Raw genomic sequence first — 15948 nt, 5'->3', positions numbered from 1 at the left:
CAGCGGGCAACTCGACAACAACTACTGGAACCAGTTCACGCAGCAGAGCAGCGCGTGGATGCTGGGCAGCGGCTCGTTCATCGTGAGTTACGACCTGGTGCCCGGAGGCAGCGGCTCCGGTTGGGGCGTGGACTGGACCAACCCNNGCGGCGCACCTGCCTGTGGCGTTGGACGCGCAGGGCAGGGTGCTGTCGGCGCAGCAGCTCGCGGGGATGGATGCCGATGGCGATGGCGTGCTGTCCGTGGCGGAGGCGCAGGGCCTGCGTTTGTGGCGCGATCTGAATGAAGACGGTCGGTTGGACGCGGACGAAACGTCCGCCGCGGTCGAGGGCATCGCCTCGCACCGATGGGCGTCGCTCGCGCGGGGGCGGGGGCAGGCCGCGGCTTCGGGTGACGCGGCAGCGCCGTCGTGGTCATTGGCAACGGCGGGCATGCCGGCGAAGCCGACGTCCATCGCCATGGCGCAGCCGGTCTCCACCGTGCCGCCCAGCAACTTCACCACGCTGCGCAACACCGACGAGCTGTACTTCCCGCCCTCGGGCGGCTACGGCGTGTGGGCGCCCACGCAGATCAAGATCAATTTCCGCAGCCCGCACGTGATGGTGGGCACCGAAGGGGCGGACAGCTTCGATTCCACCTACTACAGTGCCTATTCCTCCTGGTTCAACCTGGGTCTGCTCACCCACTTCCTGGGCGGTGGCGGCAACGACATGGTGGGTGGCTCCGCTCGCGACGACTCGCTGTGGGGCGGCACCGGTAATGACGTGCTCTTCGGCTACACGGGCAACGACCGCCTGTATGGCGAGGAAGGCGACGACGAGCTGTACGGTGCCGATGGCGCCGACGTGCTGGACGGCGGCATTGGCCACGACTTCCTGGTGGGCGGTCGCGGCGACGACCTGATGTTTGGCGCAACGGGCGATGACGAACTGCAAGGCCAGAACGGCAACGACCGCCTGCTGGGCCAGGCGGGCAACGACCGCCTGTTCGGCTACCTGGGCAACGACCAGATGTGGGGTGGCGAGGGCAACGACTACCTGCAAGGTTTTGTCGCGTCGAACGAAACACTGGAATACACCTCCGCCGACCCGATGACCGACGACGATCAGTTGTGGGGCGAGGGGGGAAATGACCACCTGTACGGCGGGCTGGGCAGCGACATGCTCGATGGCGGCACGGGCAACGACGCCCTGCTGGGCGAGTACGGCAACGACCGCCTCTTTGGTGGCGCGGGCGCCGATGAACTGCAGGGAGGTCATGGCAACGACCAGTTGATCGGGGAGGCGGATGACGACACCCTGTTCGGCCAGGTGGGCAACGACCAGCTCTGGGGTGGTGACGGAAACGACATCCTGGTGGGCTTCACCGCCAGCAACGAGGCCCAGCAAACGCTCGATGCCGGCCAGACCGACGACGACGTGTTGATGGGCGAGGCCGGCCACGACAACCTCTACGGCGGCTGGGGCAATGACCGCCTGGATGGCGGCACGGGCAATGACCTCCTGCTCGGCGACCAGGGCGACGACGAGCTGTGGGGCGGCGCAGACAAGGACCAACTGCAGGGTGGCGCGGGCAACGACCGCCTCATGGGCGAGGACGGCGACGACAACCTGTTCGGCCAGGTCGGCAGCGACAGGCTATGGGGTGGCGCGGGCGACGACGTGCTGGTGGGTTTCACCGGCGAGGACGAGGCCCAGCAGTCGCTGTTCGCTGGCGAGTCGGACGATGACCTGCTCTACGGCGGTGCCGGCAAGGACCTGCTGATCAGCGGCCTGGGCACCGACGCGCTGTTCGGTGGCGATGGCGACGACGAGTTGCAGGGCGGCCATGGCGACGACGCGCTCTACGGCGACGACGGCAACGACCTGCTGTTCGGCCAAGTGGGCAAGGACGTGCTGTACGGCGGCGACGGCGATGACGTCCTGCAGGGCTTCACCGCCAGCAATGAGTCCCAGCAAGCCTTGCTGGCGGGGCAGAGCGACGACGACCACCTGTACGGTGGCGCTGGCCGCGACACGCTGGTGGGCCGCGTGGGCAACGACCACCTGGACGGTGGCGCGGGCGCCGACGTGATGATCGGCGGCAGCGGCGACGACACCTACATCGTCAATTCGGTGAATGACGTGGTCTACGAACAGGCCGGCGAAGGCCACGACACCGTGATCGCCAGCACCAGCTACCTGCTCAACGCCGAGGTGGAAGACCTGGAACTGCTCGAAGGCTTCGCCACCCATGGCACCGGCAACGCGCTGGACAACCGCATCACGGGCAACAGCGCCGACAACATCCTCGATGGCGTGTCCGGCGCGGACACCCTGATCGGTGGCCGCGGTGACGACACCTACTACGTGGACAACGCGCTCGACCGCGTCATCGAAGTCGACGGTGAAGGCGCGGACACGGTGCAGAGCAGCGTGAGCCTTGGTCTGGGCGAAGGCGTGGAACACCTGAAGCTGCTGGACTTCGGCCACCCCGAGCTGGGCCTGGTGGACGGTCAGGACGTGCTGGTCTACGGCTACCCCAAGCGCAACGAGCTGGACTACATGCAGGGCGATGCGGTGGCCAACTACGAAGGCACCTGCGCACTGACCTCCATTGCCAACCTCCTGACGCAATCGGGTCGCCCCACCAGCGAATCGCAGGTGGTGCAACTGGCCATCGAGAACCGCTGGGCCGTGAGCGATCCGAGCCTGCCGTCCTACCAGCTCGGCGGCAGCAACGTCGCAGACCAGCAGCGCATCCTCGACAGCTACGGCATGCGCAACGACGTGATCGAGGGCTACAACGAGGCCGGCATGGCGCAATTGCTGCGCAGCGGGCGCGGCGTGATCCTCGCGGTCAACGCCGGCCTGCTCTGGGACGAAGCCGAATACGAAGGCAGCGGCGAGGTGAACCACGCGGTCACGCTGACTGGCGCGGTGTTCCGCGCCGACGATGGCGAACTCGCCGGCTTCTATGTTGCCGACTCCGGCCGGGGTCGCGTCGACGACATGACCCGCTTCGTCGACATCGAGACTTTCCGCCAGGCCGCCCAGGTGCCCGGTGCCTACGCCATCTACACGGTGGAGCCGGTGAAGTTCTGGGACGAGAACATCGATGGCACGGGCAATGCGCTCGACAACACGCTGCAGGGCAACCGGGGAGACAACCAGCTGTGGGGCCTGGACGGCGACGACACCCTGTCGGGCGGCGAGGGACAGGACAGCTTGCGTGGCGGCGCGGGCAACGACCGCTACCAGTTCGCGCGCGGCGATGGCGTGGACCACATCGACCAGTCCGACGCGCTGGACACCGACTGGGACACGGTGGAGTTCGCGCCGGGCATCGCCAGCGACCAGCTCTGGTTCCGCCAGATCGGGTTGAACCTCGAGGTGAGCGTGATCGGCACCAAGGACCGCATCGTGGTCGATCGTTGGTACGACGAGGCTTCCCCCCGCGTGGACGCCTTCGTGGCCGGCGACGGTCAGCAGTTGTTCAGCGACCAGGTCGATGCCCTGGTGCGCGTCATGGCCGACCTGGCGCCACCCGCCGCCGGCCAGACCAGCCTGAGCGCGACACCCTATGCCTCGGTCCTGACGCCGGTGCTGGCGTCGAACTGGACATGACGGTCGAGGTGGCGGGTGATGCGTCCGCAGACCCGGCGCCACGCGCGCCGCGTCCATTGCCTCGGGGGCTGGCGGCCTTGTGCGCCGTGGCGCGGTTTCATCAGTGCCAGGCCGATCCATCGGCCCTGGCCCATCGGCAGGCCCTGCCCTCGGGCAGCGCCTGCACGCGCGACGACCTGCTGCGTGCGGCGAAATCGCTGGGCCTCAAGGCCCGCTGGTCGCTCTTCGACGGTACGACGCTGCACGAGCTTCCGGTGCCGGCCGTGGTGTGCCTCCAGGCGCGGTCGGGGGACGATGGCCTGGACACAAGCGAGCGTCTCGTGGTGTTGGCGGGGCGCCAGGGCGAGCGCTGGTTGATACAGGACTTCGACGCGCCCCGCGCCGAGGCGTCGGGACCGACCGACGCAGCGGCTGGCTTGGCGCAAGGCATGCAGGCGCTCGCGCGCGACGAGTTTCTTGCGTGCTGGACGGGCGACGCGCTGCTGATCGCGCGGCGCGCCGGGCTGGTGCCGTCGTCCGGGGGCTTCGATTTCAGCTGGTTCATTCCGAGCCTGGTGAAATACCGCCGCCTGCTGGGTGAGGTGATGCTGATCAGCCTGGTGCTGCAACTCTTCGCATTGATCAGCCCGCTGTTCTTTCAGGCTGTGATGGACAAGGTGCTGGTGCACCAGGGCATGAGCACCCTCAAGGTGCTGGTTTTCGGGCTGGTGGGCGTGGTGTTGTTCGAGTCCCTGTTGGGCCTCATGCGCACCTACGTGTTCAGCCACACCACGCAACGCATCGACGTGGAGCTCGGGGCGAAGCTGTACCGCCACCTGCTGTCGCTGCCCTTGTCGTACTTCGAGGCCCGCCGTGTGGGCGATTCGGTGGCTCGCGTACGCGAACTGGAAAGCCTGCGTGGCTTCCTCACGGGCCAATGCCTCACGGCGATGCTCGATGTGCTGTTCTCGCTGGTGTTCATCGCGGTGATGTTGGCCTATAGCCCCGCGCTGACCCTCATCGTTCTGGCCAGCCTGCCCCTGTATGCGCTCGTGATCACCACGGCCACGCCCGTGCTGCGGCGCCGGCTTGACCAGAAGTTCGCTTTGGGCGCCGAGAACCAGGCCATGCTCGTCGAGTCCGTCGCCGGCATCCAGACCCTGAAGGCTGGCGCGCTGGAGCCGCAATTCGCGCAGCGCTGGGATCGCCAGCTCGCGGCCTACGTGCTGGCGACGTTTCGTTCGCAGATGGCGGCCAGCACCGCGCACGAGGCGGTGGGCCTGATCGGCAAGCTCGTGCAGGCGGCCACACTGTGGTGGGGCTCGCACCTGGTCATGCAGGGGCAGTTCACCGTGGGGCAGTTCGTGGCCTTCAACCTGTTCGCGGGACGCGTGTCGCAGCCAGTGATGCGCCTGGCCCAGTTGTGGATGGACATTCAGCAGGCTGGTGTGTCGATGCGGCGCCTGGCGGATGTGCTGGACGCCTCGCCCGACGGCGACGAAGGCGCGGTGCACGAGGGTGTTTCGCCAGCCGCGCGCGCAGCCTTGCCGCAAGTCAGCGGGAGCATCGTGTTTCGGGACGTGCGCTTCCGCTACCGGGCCGACGCGCGGCCGGTCTTGAATGGCTTGAACATCAGCCTGCGGCCCGGCGAGGTGGTCGGCATCGTGGGCCGCTCGGGTTCGGGCAAGAGCACATTGACCAAACTCGTTCAGCGCCTGTACAGGCCAGAGTCCGGGCAGGTGCTGGTGGATGGCGTGGACATCGCCACCATCGACGTGGCGCAATGGCGCCGCCACATCGGCGTGGTGCTGCAGGACAACCAGCTCTTCAACACCACCGTGCGCGAGAACATCGCGATGACCGATCCCGGCGCGGGTCTTGGCGAGGTCATCCAGGCGGCTCGCCTCGCGGGCGCGCACGGGTTCATCAGCGAGTTGCCCCAGGGCTATGACACCGTCGTCGGCGAGCAGGGCACGGGCCTGAGCGGAGGTCAGCGCCAGCGAATCGCCATCGCCCGCGCCCTGTTTGGCCAGCCGCGCATTCTCATCCTCGATGAGGCCACGAGCGCGCTGGACTATGAGAGCGAGTCCATCCTCCAGCGCAACATGGCGGCGATCTGCCGAGGCCGCACGGTGCTGATCGTGGCGCACCGGCTCAGCGCCGTGCGTCAGGCCGATCGCATCCTGGTGCTCGATGAGGGGCGGCTTGTGGAGGCCGGCCCGCACGATGAGCTGGTGGGGCGTCCCGGTGGTGCCTACGCGCGCCTGTGGCGGTTGCAGGCGCCGCAAGCATCGCCCGTGGTGGCGGAGCCGGCGTGATGGTGCGCGGCAGCGCCTGGCGGCGCCACGTGCGGGTCTTTCGGCAGGCCTGGGCGCAACGCTTCGACGGGGGGCCACCGGCCGCCTCGCCCGACGCGCTGGATTTCCTGCCGGGCTCGCTCAGCATCCAGGAGACGCCCCCTCACCCGCTGCCACTGTGGACGGCGCGAACCATCATGGCCCTGTTCGCCGTGGCACTTGCCTGGGCCTGTCTGGGACAGGTCGACATCGTGGCCGTGGCCAGCGGCCGGGTCATCGTGAGCGAACGCAGCAAGCACGTGCAACCGATGGAGGACGGGCTGGTGCAGCGCGTCTGGGTGCGCGATGGCGACCGTGTGCGGAGCGGGCAGTTGCTGGTGACGCTGGACGGCACCACGGCGCGGGCCGACCACGCGCGCGTGCAGGAAGCGTGGCGCGCCGCGAGCAGCGAGGCCTGGCGCACGGGCGCCCTCGTGCGTGCAGTCGAGGCCGGCGCCTTGCCTGTGTCCGACGCCGAACCGGCGTTCAGGGCGCCGGCCGACACCGGCCTGGCCTGGCTGGCGGCGGATGCCCGCCAGGCCTGGGCGCAACTGCGGGCCGAATGGGAGGACATCCAGAGCCGGCACGCACGCGCCCTGGCCGAGGTGGCGCAGCGACGCACAGAGGGCGAGACCGCGCGCGCGGTGCTCGACAAGTTGCAGTCCAGCGCGCGCTGGGCGCAGCGGCGCGAGGCCGACTACCTGTCGCTGGTCGAAAAGGGCTTCATCTCGGGCCACGCGAGCCAGGACCGCACACGCGAACGGATCGAGCTGGAGCGCGACATCGCCACCCAGCAGGCGCGGCTGCGAGAGCTGGAGGCGGCGCGGGAGCAGGCGGCCCGCTCCCTGGCCGCGCTGCGGGCCGACATCCGGCGCAACCTGCTCGATCGCGAGAGTCAGGCGCAGCGGCAGCGCGAGCAACTGGTGGCCGATGCCATCAAGGCCCGCCAGGGCGAGCGCCTGACCGAGCTGCGGTCGCCGGTGAGCGGAACGGTGCAGCAACTGGCCGTGCACACGGCTGGCGACGTGGTGGCTGGCGGCCAGGTGCTGCTGGTGGTGGTGCCCGATACCGAGCGGGTCACGGCGCAGGTGGCCATCGCCAACCAGGACATGGGCTTCGTGCGGCAGGGGCAGGTGGCCACGGTGAAGCTCGAAGCCTTCCCGTTCACGCGACACGGCACCTTGCCGGCCACGGTGGCGGTGCTGGGTGCCGACGCCACGGTGGACGAGCGCAGCGGCCAGGCCAGCTTTCCGGCGTATCTCACCCTGGAGCGTTCAACCCTGATGGTCGAGGGCCGCGAGCTGCCGATCACGCCCGGCATGAATCTGGTGGCCGAGATCAAGACCGGGCGCCGCCGCCTGATCGACTACCTGCTCAGCCCGGTGCAGGCGCTGGCCGACGAAAGCCTGCGCGAGCGCTGAAAGGCAGCCATTCAAGCCGCCGCCGGGCTCGACGGCTCGCGCTTGCGCAATATCTTCTTGCGCACCAGATGAATGTTGTTGCGCAGCGCGTAGAGCTCGTCGGTGTACGACAGCGGCACCACCACCTTCTCCACCTTGGCCTCCATGCCGTCGAGCTGCTCCAGCAGATCGTCCGGCGTGGCACCGCCCGATTCCAGGCGGTGTTCCACCTCGCGCAGCTCCGCGTACCAGCGGAACACGCGCGAGCGGATGCGGAAGGTGTAGAGCGGCGGCACGATGCGCGAGAGCGGCAGCGCCAGCGCGATGATCAGGCCCAGGGCCAGCCACATGCGCTCGACGATGCTGGCGGCCCAGAACGGCAGGTAGCGCTGCAGGAAGGGCAGGCCGCCCTTGTAGGCGCGCTCGGCCTCGCCCGCCGCGGGGAATTCGCTGTGCTCCAGGTTGGGGTATTCGCGGGCGCGGTTGAACCAGCCCGCGCCGCTGTGCACCTCCATCGCCGTCTGCGCGAACAGCTGCAGGATCGCCGGGTGCGTGTCCGATCGCGCCAGCAGCGAGGTGGTGGAGGCCACCAGGCGCACGTTGCGCGGCGGCACGTTGCGCGCCAGGTCCACCACGCCTTGGGGCATGGTCACGGGCGTGAGGTAGCCGAACCGGCGTGAATAGGCCTCGGCCTGCGCGAAGTCGAGCAGCTTCACGCCCGGCGTCTGCAACAGCATCTGCACCATCAGCGACTCGGGCGCCGAGGCGAACACCAGCGCGTCGAGCTGTCCGTCCAGGAAGGCCACGGTGGCGGGGGTCTGCTCCAGCCGGCTCAGCGTGATCTGGTTCGGCTCGATGCGGTTGACCTCGAGCAGGCGGTTGAACAGGCGCGGCACGCCGCTGCCCGGTGTGCCCACGTTCACGCGCCAGCCCTTGAGTTCGGCCAGGTTGCGCAGCGTCGCGTCCTTGCGGTTGACACGCCGCGCGGCGTCCTCGCGGTAGAACAGCCACAGGGGCTCCACGAACAGGCTGCCCAGCGAAACGATGCCATCCTCGTCGTCATAGCCCATGTCGGCCGTGCCGCCCTGCACGAAGCCCAGCTCCACCGAGCCTTCGCGCAGGCGGTCGAGGTTGTCGGCCGATCCCTCGGTGCGCACCAGCTCCACCGTGATGCCGTGACGCCTGAGCGCCTCGGCGTAGCGCTGGCCGAAGCTGTCGTACGCGCTCTGCTCGGGCCCGGTGGCCAGCACCACCTGCGTGGGTGGGTTGGGCTTGAGCCACCACCAGGTGAAGGCCACCAGCGCGATGGTGATCAGCACGATGGGGCTGCCCGAGAGCAGCATCTCCTTCAGCGAGATCAGGGTGTAGCGCAAGGTCTTGGGCATGATGGCCGCGAACATAGCACGCGCCCGTGTACGCACCGGTTGCGCTTTGTTTCTTGTCGGCGCCACCTAGAATGCCCCGGCCGCTCAACCGAGCTCACCCAATCTCCCCAACGCATGGATCCGATTCTGCTGATCAAGGCCGCCCTGATGGGCGTGGTCGAAGGCCTCACCGAATTCCTGCCCGTCTCGTCCACGGGCCACCTCATCCTGGCGGGCACGCTGCTGGGCCTCACCGGCGAAAAGGTCAAGGTCTTCGAGGTGGTGATCCAGACCGGCGCAATCCTGGCCATCGTCTCGGTGTACGCCCAGCGCATCCTCGACACCCTGCGCGGCCTGCCCGCGGGTGATGCGGTGGCGCGCCGCTTCACGGCCAACGTGCTGATCGGCTTCCTGCCGGCGGCGGTGCTGGGCTTCCTCTTCATCGGCGTCATCAAGAGCGTGCTGTTCCACCCCTTCGTGGTGGCGGCCGGTTTCATCGTGGGCGGTTTCATCATGCTCTGGGCCGAGGCGCGCCAGGCGCGCGGCGCGCCGGTGCACGTGGAGACCATCGACGACGCGCGCTGGACCGATGCGCTCAAGGTGGGCCTGATCCAGTGCGTGGCCCTCATTCCCGGCGTCAGCCGCTCGGGCGCCACCATCATCGGCGGCATGCTGGTGGGCTACAGCCGGCGCGCGGCCACCGAGTTCAGCTTCTTCCTGGCCCTGCCGGTGCTGCTGGGCGCGGCCACGCTGGACCTGTACAAGAACCGCGACCTGCTGAGCGTGGCCGACCTGCCGTTTTTCGCCACCGGGCTCATCGTGTCGTGGCTGTCGGCCTGGGTGTGCGTGCGCTGGCTGCTGCGCTTCGTCTCCAGCCACACCTTCGTGCCCTTCGCGTGGTACCGCATCGCCTTCGGCGTGCTGATCGTGTTCACCGCCTGGGGCGGCTGGATCAACTGGACGGCCTGACTGGCGGCCTGAGTCAGGCCGCGGGTTGCAGCGTGAAGTAGAAGCGCGCGCCTTCACCGGGCGCGCTTTGCGCGCGCAGCTCGCCGCCGTGGCGCAGCACGATGCGCCGCGCTGTCGCCAGGCCGATGCCCAGGCCCGCGAACTCGTGCGGCATGTGCAGGCGCTGGAAGGGCTGGAACAGCTTGGCCGCGCGCGCCATGTCGAACCCCGCGCCGTTGTCGGCCACCACGAACTCCCGCCGCCCGCCACTGTCCTGCATCGACACCTGGATGCGCGCGCCGGCGGTGTGGGCGCTGTACTTCCAGGCGTTGTGCAGCAGGTTCTGCAACAGGGCTTCGATCAGGGCTTCTTCGGCCATGGCGATCATGCCGGGCTGCACCGACCAGTCCACCGTTCGTTCGGGCGAGGTGGCCGCCAGTTCGCGCAACTGCCGCGTGGCCATGGCCGACAGGTCCACCGGCGCGCGCTGCAGTTCGCCCCGCGCCAGCTGCGAGAGCTTGAGCAGGCCGTCGATCAGCTCGCCCATCTTCTTGCTGGCCTCGCGGATGCGCTCCAGGTGCCGGCGGCTTTCCACGGACAGGGCGGGGTTGTCTTCCTCCAGTGCCTGGGCAAAGCCGTTGATGATGCGCAGCGGTGAGCGCAGGTCGTGCGCGACGGCGTAGGAGTAGCTCTCCAGCTCGTCGTATGCCGCCCTCAGCGCCTGCGTGCGCTCGCGGATGCGCTCTTCCAGCGAGGCATTGAGCTGCTGGATCTGTTGCTCGGCGCGCTTGTGCGCCGAGATGTCGACCACCGTGCCCAGACCCTGCGTGACGCGCCCGTCAGGGCCGCGTTCGAACTCCGCGCGCACCGACACCCAATGCCATTGACCGGCCAGGTTGACCCGGTACTCGATGTCGTAGGGCTCGCCTTCGCGGAAGGCCGCGGCCCAGGCCTGCTGCATGCGCAGGCGGTCGTCCGGGTGGGTCATGGCCAGCATGTCCAGGTCGCTGAACACCGCTCGCGGCACGCCCAGGATGATGTTGGCGTTGCCCAGCGTGGTGAACTGGCGCCGCGCCGCGTCGTAGCGCCAGCTCGCCATGAGCGCCAGCTCCTGGGCTTGCGAGAGCAGTCGCTCGCTGGTGCGCAGCGCGTCTTCGGTGGTCTTGCGCGAGCTGATGTCCTGCGCCACGACGATCATGTAGTCGGGTGAGCCGTCGGGATGGCGGATCATGGACACGGACAGCAGAACCCAGATGGTGTGGCCCTGCTTGTGCAGGTAGCGCTTCTCCATCGTGTGGTGCTCGATGCGGCCACTCACCAGATCGTCCAGCACATGCAGATCGTGCTCGACGTCGTCGGGGTGGGTGAACTGGCGCCAGTGCCGCAGGACGACCTCGTCGCGCGAGTAGCCCAGCAAGTCGCAATAGCTGCGGTTGATGCGGATCCAGTGGCCGTCCAGGCGGGTGTGCGCCATGCCGGTGCCGCTGTTCTCGAAGGTGTCGAGCATCTGCTGGTGGCTGCGCTGGGCCTGTTCGACCGAAGCCCGCAGCTCGCGCGTGCGCTTTTGCATCAACGCGATGGCGCCCACCACCACGACTTGCGTGAGCAGGTGCCAGAAGTTGAGCCAGAAGGCCTCGTTGAGGTTGCCGATCGCGAAGCTGAAGTAGGGCTTCACGAGCAGGAAGTTGACCGCCAGCATGCCCAGCAGCGTGCTGAGCATGCCGATGCGGAACCCGCCGTAGAGCGCGCACAGCGCCGCCGCGAGCGTGAGGGTGACGAAGCGGCCGCCGCTTTCCGCCGGCGCCAGGGCCACGCGCATCCAGGTGGCCAGCGCCGTGACCAGCACCGCCACGGCGGCGCGCAGCCACCAGGGGTGGCGGCGAGGGTCCCAGGAGCCGAGCAGGGCGCCGAGCCGGTCCAGCGGTCGGGTGGCGGACTCGTCGGTCGGGGGGGCGTCTGGGCTCACGGGGCGCGAGGTTACACCGCCCCGGGGCATTGCCGCATGAGGGCCAGCCCGGGGGCAGCAGGACCGTGAAACAGGTCTCAGCCGGCGGCCAGCACCGCCAGCAGTTCGTCGATCGCGGCGGCCGTTTCCTGCGGGCGCTCCATGGGGAACAGGTGCGATCCCTCGATCAGGCGCAGGCGCGCCTCGCCGTTGCGGCCGAGCACGCGCCGCGTCATGGCCATGCCCACCTGCTGCATCTCCAGCGAGCGCGTGCCGCCGAGGAAGCCCACCGGGCAGCGCAGCGGGTGGCGGCGCAGCAGGCGGTCCAGGTTGTGGGGCAGGGTGTTGTAGATGGCGGTCTCGACCTCGCGGTCGAAGCTCAGCACGCGCTGCGGGCCCTGGGGCGTGTCGGCGTCGTGCGTGCCATGCTCGATGTAGTCCTGCAGGCACTGCGGGTCCCAGTGCGCGAAGGCGCGTTTGTGGCGCAGGTGCTCCAGCGCGGTGGCGGCGTCCGGCCAGGCCTGGCGGCGCTTGCGGCTGATGCGGCCGGGCGAGACGGAGCCCACGAGCTGCGTGCGCTTGACGAGCTCCAGCGTGCGCGCGCGCCAGCCGCCCAGCAGGGGCGAGTCGATCAGCAGCACGCCGCGCACGCGCTGGCCACCGAGTTCGGGGTGGCGCGCCGCGCACATGAGGCTGAGAAAGCCGCCCAGCGAATGGCCCACCAGCCAGGCGGGCTCGCCCGCGCGCTCGACCTCGGCGTTGGCGAAGTCGGCCAGTTGCTGCACCAGGTGCGGCCAGTTGCTGGTGACCGGGTAGCGCGGGTCGTGGCCGTACCGGTCCACCGCGCGCACCACGTGACCGCGCGCCCTCAGGCTGCGGAACAGCACCTGGTAGGTTCCCGCGGGGAAGCTGTTGGCGTGCGAGAAGACGATCACGCCGCGCTCAGATCAGCTTCTCGCGCGGGTTGGTGATCTTCTTCAGCGGGCCCAGGCGCTCGCTCTCGCACATCAGCGGCACCAGCGTCTGGCCGTCGTCCCAGGTCGGGTGCTCGATGTCGTCGAAGGCCTCGCGCAGCTTGCGGCCCCAGGTCTGGCGCACCATGCGGAAGTAGGGGTTGTTCTCCTCGATGCAGACGATCTTGTCGCAGCGCAGGGCATTCGCGTCGTAGACCACCATGTCCAGCGGCAGGCCCACCGACAGGTTGGACTTGAGGGTGGAGTCCATCGACACCAGGGCGCACTTGGCCGCTTCGTCCAGCGGCGTCTCGGGCGTGATCACACGGTCGAGCACGGGCTTGCCGTACTTGGATTCGCCGATCTGGAAGAAAGGCGTCTCGGCCGTGGCCTCGATGAAGTTGCCGGCCGAATACACCTGGAACAGGCGCATGCCCTCGCCGCGGATCTGGCCGCCGAAGATCAGGGAGACGTTGAAATCCACGCCCGCGCGCTGCAGGGCCTCGCCGTCGCGGTGCCACACGTGGCGCACCGCCGAGCCCAGCACGCGCGCGGCGTCGAACATGCTGCGCGCGTTCCAGATGGTGATCGGGTCGCCGCCCTCGTGGTCGTCCAGTTGCTCGATCTGCAGGATCTCGCGCACCGACTGCGAGATGCTCAGGTTGCCCGCCGAGAGCAGGCACATGAAGCGGTCGTCCGGCTTCTCGTAGATCATCATCTTGCGGAATGAGCTGATCTGATCGAGGCCCGCGTTGGTGCGCGAGTCCGACAGGAACACCATGCCGGCGTTGAGTTTGACGGCGACGCAGTAGGTCATGTGGAGGCTCCCGTGCGGGTGGCGAGTTTCTTGAGCTGGTAGATCTGGTCGAGCGCGTCGCGCGGACTCAGTGTGTCGGGGTCGATGGCGGCCATCGCGGCCACCAGCGGGTGGGGTTCGGGCGCTTCGGCCGGCGGCGGCGGGGCGAACAGGTCCACCTGCGTCTGCTGCTCGGCGCTGTGCGCCTCCAGGGCGGCCAGGGCGTGGCGCGCGTGCTGCACCACGGGCGCGGGCACGCCCGCCAGCCGGGCAACCTGTATGCCATAGCTGCGGCTGGCCGGGCCGGGCTCGATCTGGTGCAGGAAGACGATGCCCTTGCTGCCGCCCTCGGCCGCGCTCACGTGCACGTTCACCGCCGCGTGGTGGGTGGCGGGGAATTCGGTGAGTTCGAAGTAGTGCGTGGCGAACAGCGTGAAGCAGCGCGCCTTGTCGTGCAGGTGCGCGGCGATGCCGCCGGCCAGGGCCAGGCCGTCGAAGGTGGAGGTGCCGCGCCCGATCTCGTCCATCAGCACCAGGCTGTTGGGCGTGGCCGTGTGCAGGATCTGCGCGGCCTCGGTCATTTCCACCATGAAGGTGGACTGCGCGTTGGCCAGGTCGTCGGCCGCGCCGATGCGGGTGTGGATGGCGTCGAGCGGCCCCAGCCGGCAGGCCTGCGCCGGCACGTGGCTGCCCATGCTGGCCAGCAGCGCGATGACGGCCACCTGGCGCATGTAGGTGCTCTTGCCGCCCATGTTCGGGCCGGTGATGACCTGCATGCGCGACTTGGGGCCCAGCACCGTGTCGTTGGCGATGAAGGCGCCCGCGCCGGTCTCGGCCAGGCGCGCCTCCACCACCGGGTGGCGGCCGCCGCGGATCTCGATGCCCGGCTCGCTGGTGAAGCTGGGCGCGCACCAGTTCAGCGTGAGCGAGCGTTCGGTGAGCGCGCACAGCGCATCCAGCGCCGCCAGCGCGCGCGCCAGACGGGTGAGCGGGTCGATGAAGCCCTGCAGGGTGTCCAGCAGGCCTTCGTACAGCCACTTCTCGCGCGCCAGCGAGCGCTCCTGTGCCGACAGGGCCTTGTCCTCGAAGGCCTTGAGCTCGGGCGTGATGAAGCGCTCGGCGTTCTTGAGCGTCTGGCGGCGCTTGTAGTCGTCGGGCACGCGGTCGAGCTGGCCCTGCGTGACCTCGATGTAGAAGCCGTGCACCTTGTTGAACTGCACGCGCAGGTTGGCGATGCCGCTGCGCGCGCGCTCGCGCGCTTCCAGCTCGATGAGGAAGGCGTCGCTGTTCTGCTGGATGCCGCGCAGCTCGTCGAGCTCGGTGTCGAAGCCGTCGGCGATGACCCCGCCGTCGCGCACCAGCGCGGACGGCTCGGCCAGCAGCGCGCGCTGCAGCAGCTCGGCGCAGCCGGCGGGCGGTTGCAACTCGGTGGCCAGGCGAGCCAGCAGCGCGTCGCTGCCCAGCGGCGCCAGCGCGGCGGCCAGCTCGCCCGCGCGGCCCAGGGTCTGGCCCAGGCCCACGAGCTCGCGCGGCTTGGCCTGGCGCAGCGCGATGCGCGCGGTGATGCGCTCCACGTCGCTGCAGCCCTTGAGGCGTTCGCGCAGGCGCTGCCAGGGGCCGGTGCGCAGGGTGGCGATCGCGCCCAGGCGCTCGCGCGCCTCGGCGCGGTCGCGTTTCGGCTCCAGCAGCCACTGGCGCAGGGCGCGGCTGCCCATGCCGCTGGCGCAGGTGTCGAGCAGCGAGAAGAGGGTGGGGCTGCTCTCGCCGCGCAGCGTCTGCACCAGTTCGAGGTTGCGCCGTGTGCTGGGCGGCAGGTCGATGCGCTCGTCGAACCGCGCCACCTGCAGGCTGCGCACGTGCGCCAGCGCGCGGCCCTGGGTGTGCTCCGCATAGGCCAGCAGCGCGCCGGCCGCGGCGTGCGCGTCGGCCAGGCCCTCGGCGCCCCAGGCGGCCAGGCTGGCGGCCTGCAACTGGTCCAGCAGCTTGCGCTGGCCCAGCGCCGCATCGAAGGCCCAGGCCGGGCGCAGCACCGTGACCAGCTTGCCGCCCTGCGGCGTTGGCGCGCCGGCCAGCGCCTGCACGCGCTGCTCGAACGCGGGGGTGGTCTCGGCGCTGTAGAGCAGTTCACCGGGCGCCAGGCGCGCCACCCAGTCGGCCAATTCGTCGCTGGCGCACTGGGCCAGGAAGACGATGCCCTGCGTGAGCGAGAGCCAGGCCAGGCCGCAGCCGGTGCGCGCGCCCGCGTGCACGGACATCAGCAGCGCCTCGCTCTTGTCGGACAGCAACTCGGCGTCGGTCAGCGTGCCGGGCGTGACCACGCGCACCACCTGGCGCTCCACCGGCCCCTTGGCCGTGGCCACGTCGCCCACCTGCTCGCAGATGGCCACCGACTCGCCGAGCTTGATCAGCCGCCCCAGGTAGGTGTCCACCGAATGGAATGGCACGCCCGCCATCACCACCGGCTTGCCGGCCGACTGGCCGCGCTGCGTCAAGGTGATATCGAGCAGGCGCGCGGCCTTCTCGGCGTCGTCGTAGAACAGCTCGTAGAAATCCCCCATGCGATAGAAGAGCAGCGTGTGCGGGTGCCCGGCCTTGAGGGCCAGGTACTGCTGCATCATGGGG

At 69.4% G+C, this 15948-nt stretch carries 9 protein-coding genes; 4 read left to right on the top strand and 5 right to left on the bottom strand.

The genetic code is table 11. From position 1 onward, the window contains the following. Nucleotides 1-212 precede the first annotated feature (212 nt). Genes GTO19_RS10550 through GTO19_RS10540 form a run of 3 tightly spaced genes read left to right on the top strand, consistent with a single transcriptional unit; the run spans nucleotide 213 to nucleotide 7341 of the window. Nucleotides 213-3605 (top strand): calcium-binding protein, encoded by a 3393-nt coding sequence (locus GTO19_RS10550; RefSeq protein ID WP_291020886.1) that lies wholly within the window; start codon nucleotides 213-215, stop codon nucleotides 3603-3605. Beyond that, nucleotides 3602-5902, top strand: coding sequence for a type I secretion system permease/ATPase (locus GTO19_RS10545; protein WP_291020885.1), 2301 nt, complete (start codon nucleotides 3602-3604; stop codon nucleotides 5900-5902). Before GTO19_RS10550 ends, GTO19_RS10545 begins: the two co-directional genes overlap by 4 nt. Next, nucleotides 5902-7341: an HlyD family type I secretion periplasmic adaptor subunit gene (locus tag GTO19_RS10540; protein WP_291020884.1), complete on the top strand. Its 1440-nt coding sequence runs from the start codon at nucleotides 5902-5904 to the stop codon at nucleotides 7339-7341. The genes GTO19_RS10545 and GTO19_RS10540 overlap by 1 nt, the downstream gene beginning before the upstream one ends. Before the next feature lie 11 nt (nucleotides 7342-7352). Here the strand turns inward: GTO19_RS10540 and GTO19_RS10535 are convergent, their stop codons facing one another. Next, nucleotides 7353-8705: a TAXI family TRAP transporter solute-binding subunit gene (locus GTO19_RS10535; RefSeq protein ID WP_291020883.1), complete on the bottom strand. Its 1353-nt coding sequence runs from the start codon at nucleotides 8703-8705 to the stop codon at nucleotides 7353-7355. 114 nt (nucleotides 8706-8819) lie between these two features. Between GTO19_RS10535 and GTO19_RS10530 the strand changes: the two genes are divergently transcribed. After that, nucleotides 8820-9653: an undecaprenyl-diphosphate phosphatase gene (locus GTO19_RS10530; protein ID WP_291020882.1), complete on the top strand. Its 834-nt coding sequence runs from the start codon at nucleotides 8820-8822 to the stop codon at nucleotides 9651-9653. 13 nt (nucleotides 9654-9666) lie between these two features. Here GTO19_RS10530 and GTO19_RS10525 read toward each other — a convergent pair whose 3' ends face one another. The 4 genes from GTO19_RS10525 to mutS all read right to left on the bottom strand — a co-directional run bounded on the left by GTO19_RS10525 (nucleotide 9667) and on the right by mutS (nucleotide 15944). Continuing rightward, a complete protein-coding gene (locus GTO19_RS10525) occupies nucleotides 9667-11598 on the bottom strand; it encodes a PAS domain S-box protein (RefSeq protein ID WP_291020881.1) in 1932 nt (643 codons plus the stop codon). 77 nt (nucleotides 11599-11675) lie between these two features. Further along, nucleotides 11676-12512 (bottom strand): alpha/beta hydrolase, encoded by an 837-nt coding sequence (locus GTO19_RS10520; protein WP_291020880.1) that lies wholly within the window; start codon nucleotides 12510-12512, stop codon nucleotides 11676-11678. A 7-nt stretch (nucleotides 12513-12519) separates the two neighbouring features. Then, on the bottom strand, nucleotides 12520-13347 hold the full coding sequence (locus GTO19_RS10515; protein WP_291020879.1) for a proteasome-type protease: 828 nt from the start codon (nucleotides 13345-13347) through the stop codon (nucleotides 12520-12522). After that, entirely contained in the window at nucleotides 13344-15944 is a 2601-nt protein-coding gene (gene mutS, locus GTO19_RS10510) for a DNA mismatch repair protein MutS (RefSeq protein ID WP_291020887.1), read from the bottom strand. Before mutS ends, GTO19_RS10515 begins: the two co-directional genes overlap by 4 nt. Nucleotides 15945-15948: the final 4 nt, after the last annotated feature.

The sequence above is a fragment of the Hydrogenophaga sp. genome, from assembly GCF_011772445.1.
GTDB lineage: Bacteria > Pseudomonadota > Gammaproteobacteria > Burkholderiales > Burkholderiaceae_C > Hydrogenophaga.
This window is presented reverse-complemented; position numbering and strand designations above follow the sequence as displayed.

What these genes read in the sequence shown, in the direction of transcription:
- GTO19_RS10550 (WP_291020886.1), top strand. Translation starts at nt 213, where the DNA reads ATGGATGCCGATGGCGATGGCGTGCTGTCCGTGGCGGAGGCGCAGGGC.
- GTO19_RS10545 (WP_291020885.1), top strand. Translation starts at nt 3,602, where the DNA reads ATGACGGTCGAGGTGGCGGGTGATGCGTCCGCAGACCCGGCGCCACGC.
- GTO19_RS10540 (WP_291020884.1), top strand. Translation starts at nt 5,902, where the DNA reads ATGGTGCGCGGCAGCGCCTGGCGGCGCCACGTGCGGGTCTTTCGGCAG.
- GTO19_RS10535 (WP_291020883.1), bottom strand. Translation starts at nt 8,705, where the DNA reads ATGCCCAAGACCTTGCGCTACACCCTGATCTCGCTGAAGGAGATGCTG.
- GTO19_RS10530 (WP_291020882.1), top strand. Translation starts at nt 8,820, where the DNA reads ATGGATCCGATTCTGCTGATCAAGGCCGCCCTGATGGGCGTGGTCGAA.
- GTO19_RS10515 (WP_291020879.1), bottom strand. Translation starts at nt 13,347, where the DNA reads ATGACCTACTGCGTCGCCGTCAAACTCAACGCCGGCATGGTGTTCCTG.
- mutS (WP_291020887.1), bottom strand. Translation starts at nt 15,944, where the DNA reads ATGATGCAGCAGTACCTGGCCCTCAAGGCCGGGCACCCGCACACGCTG.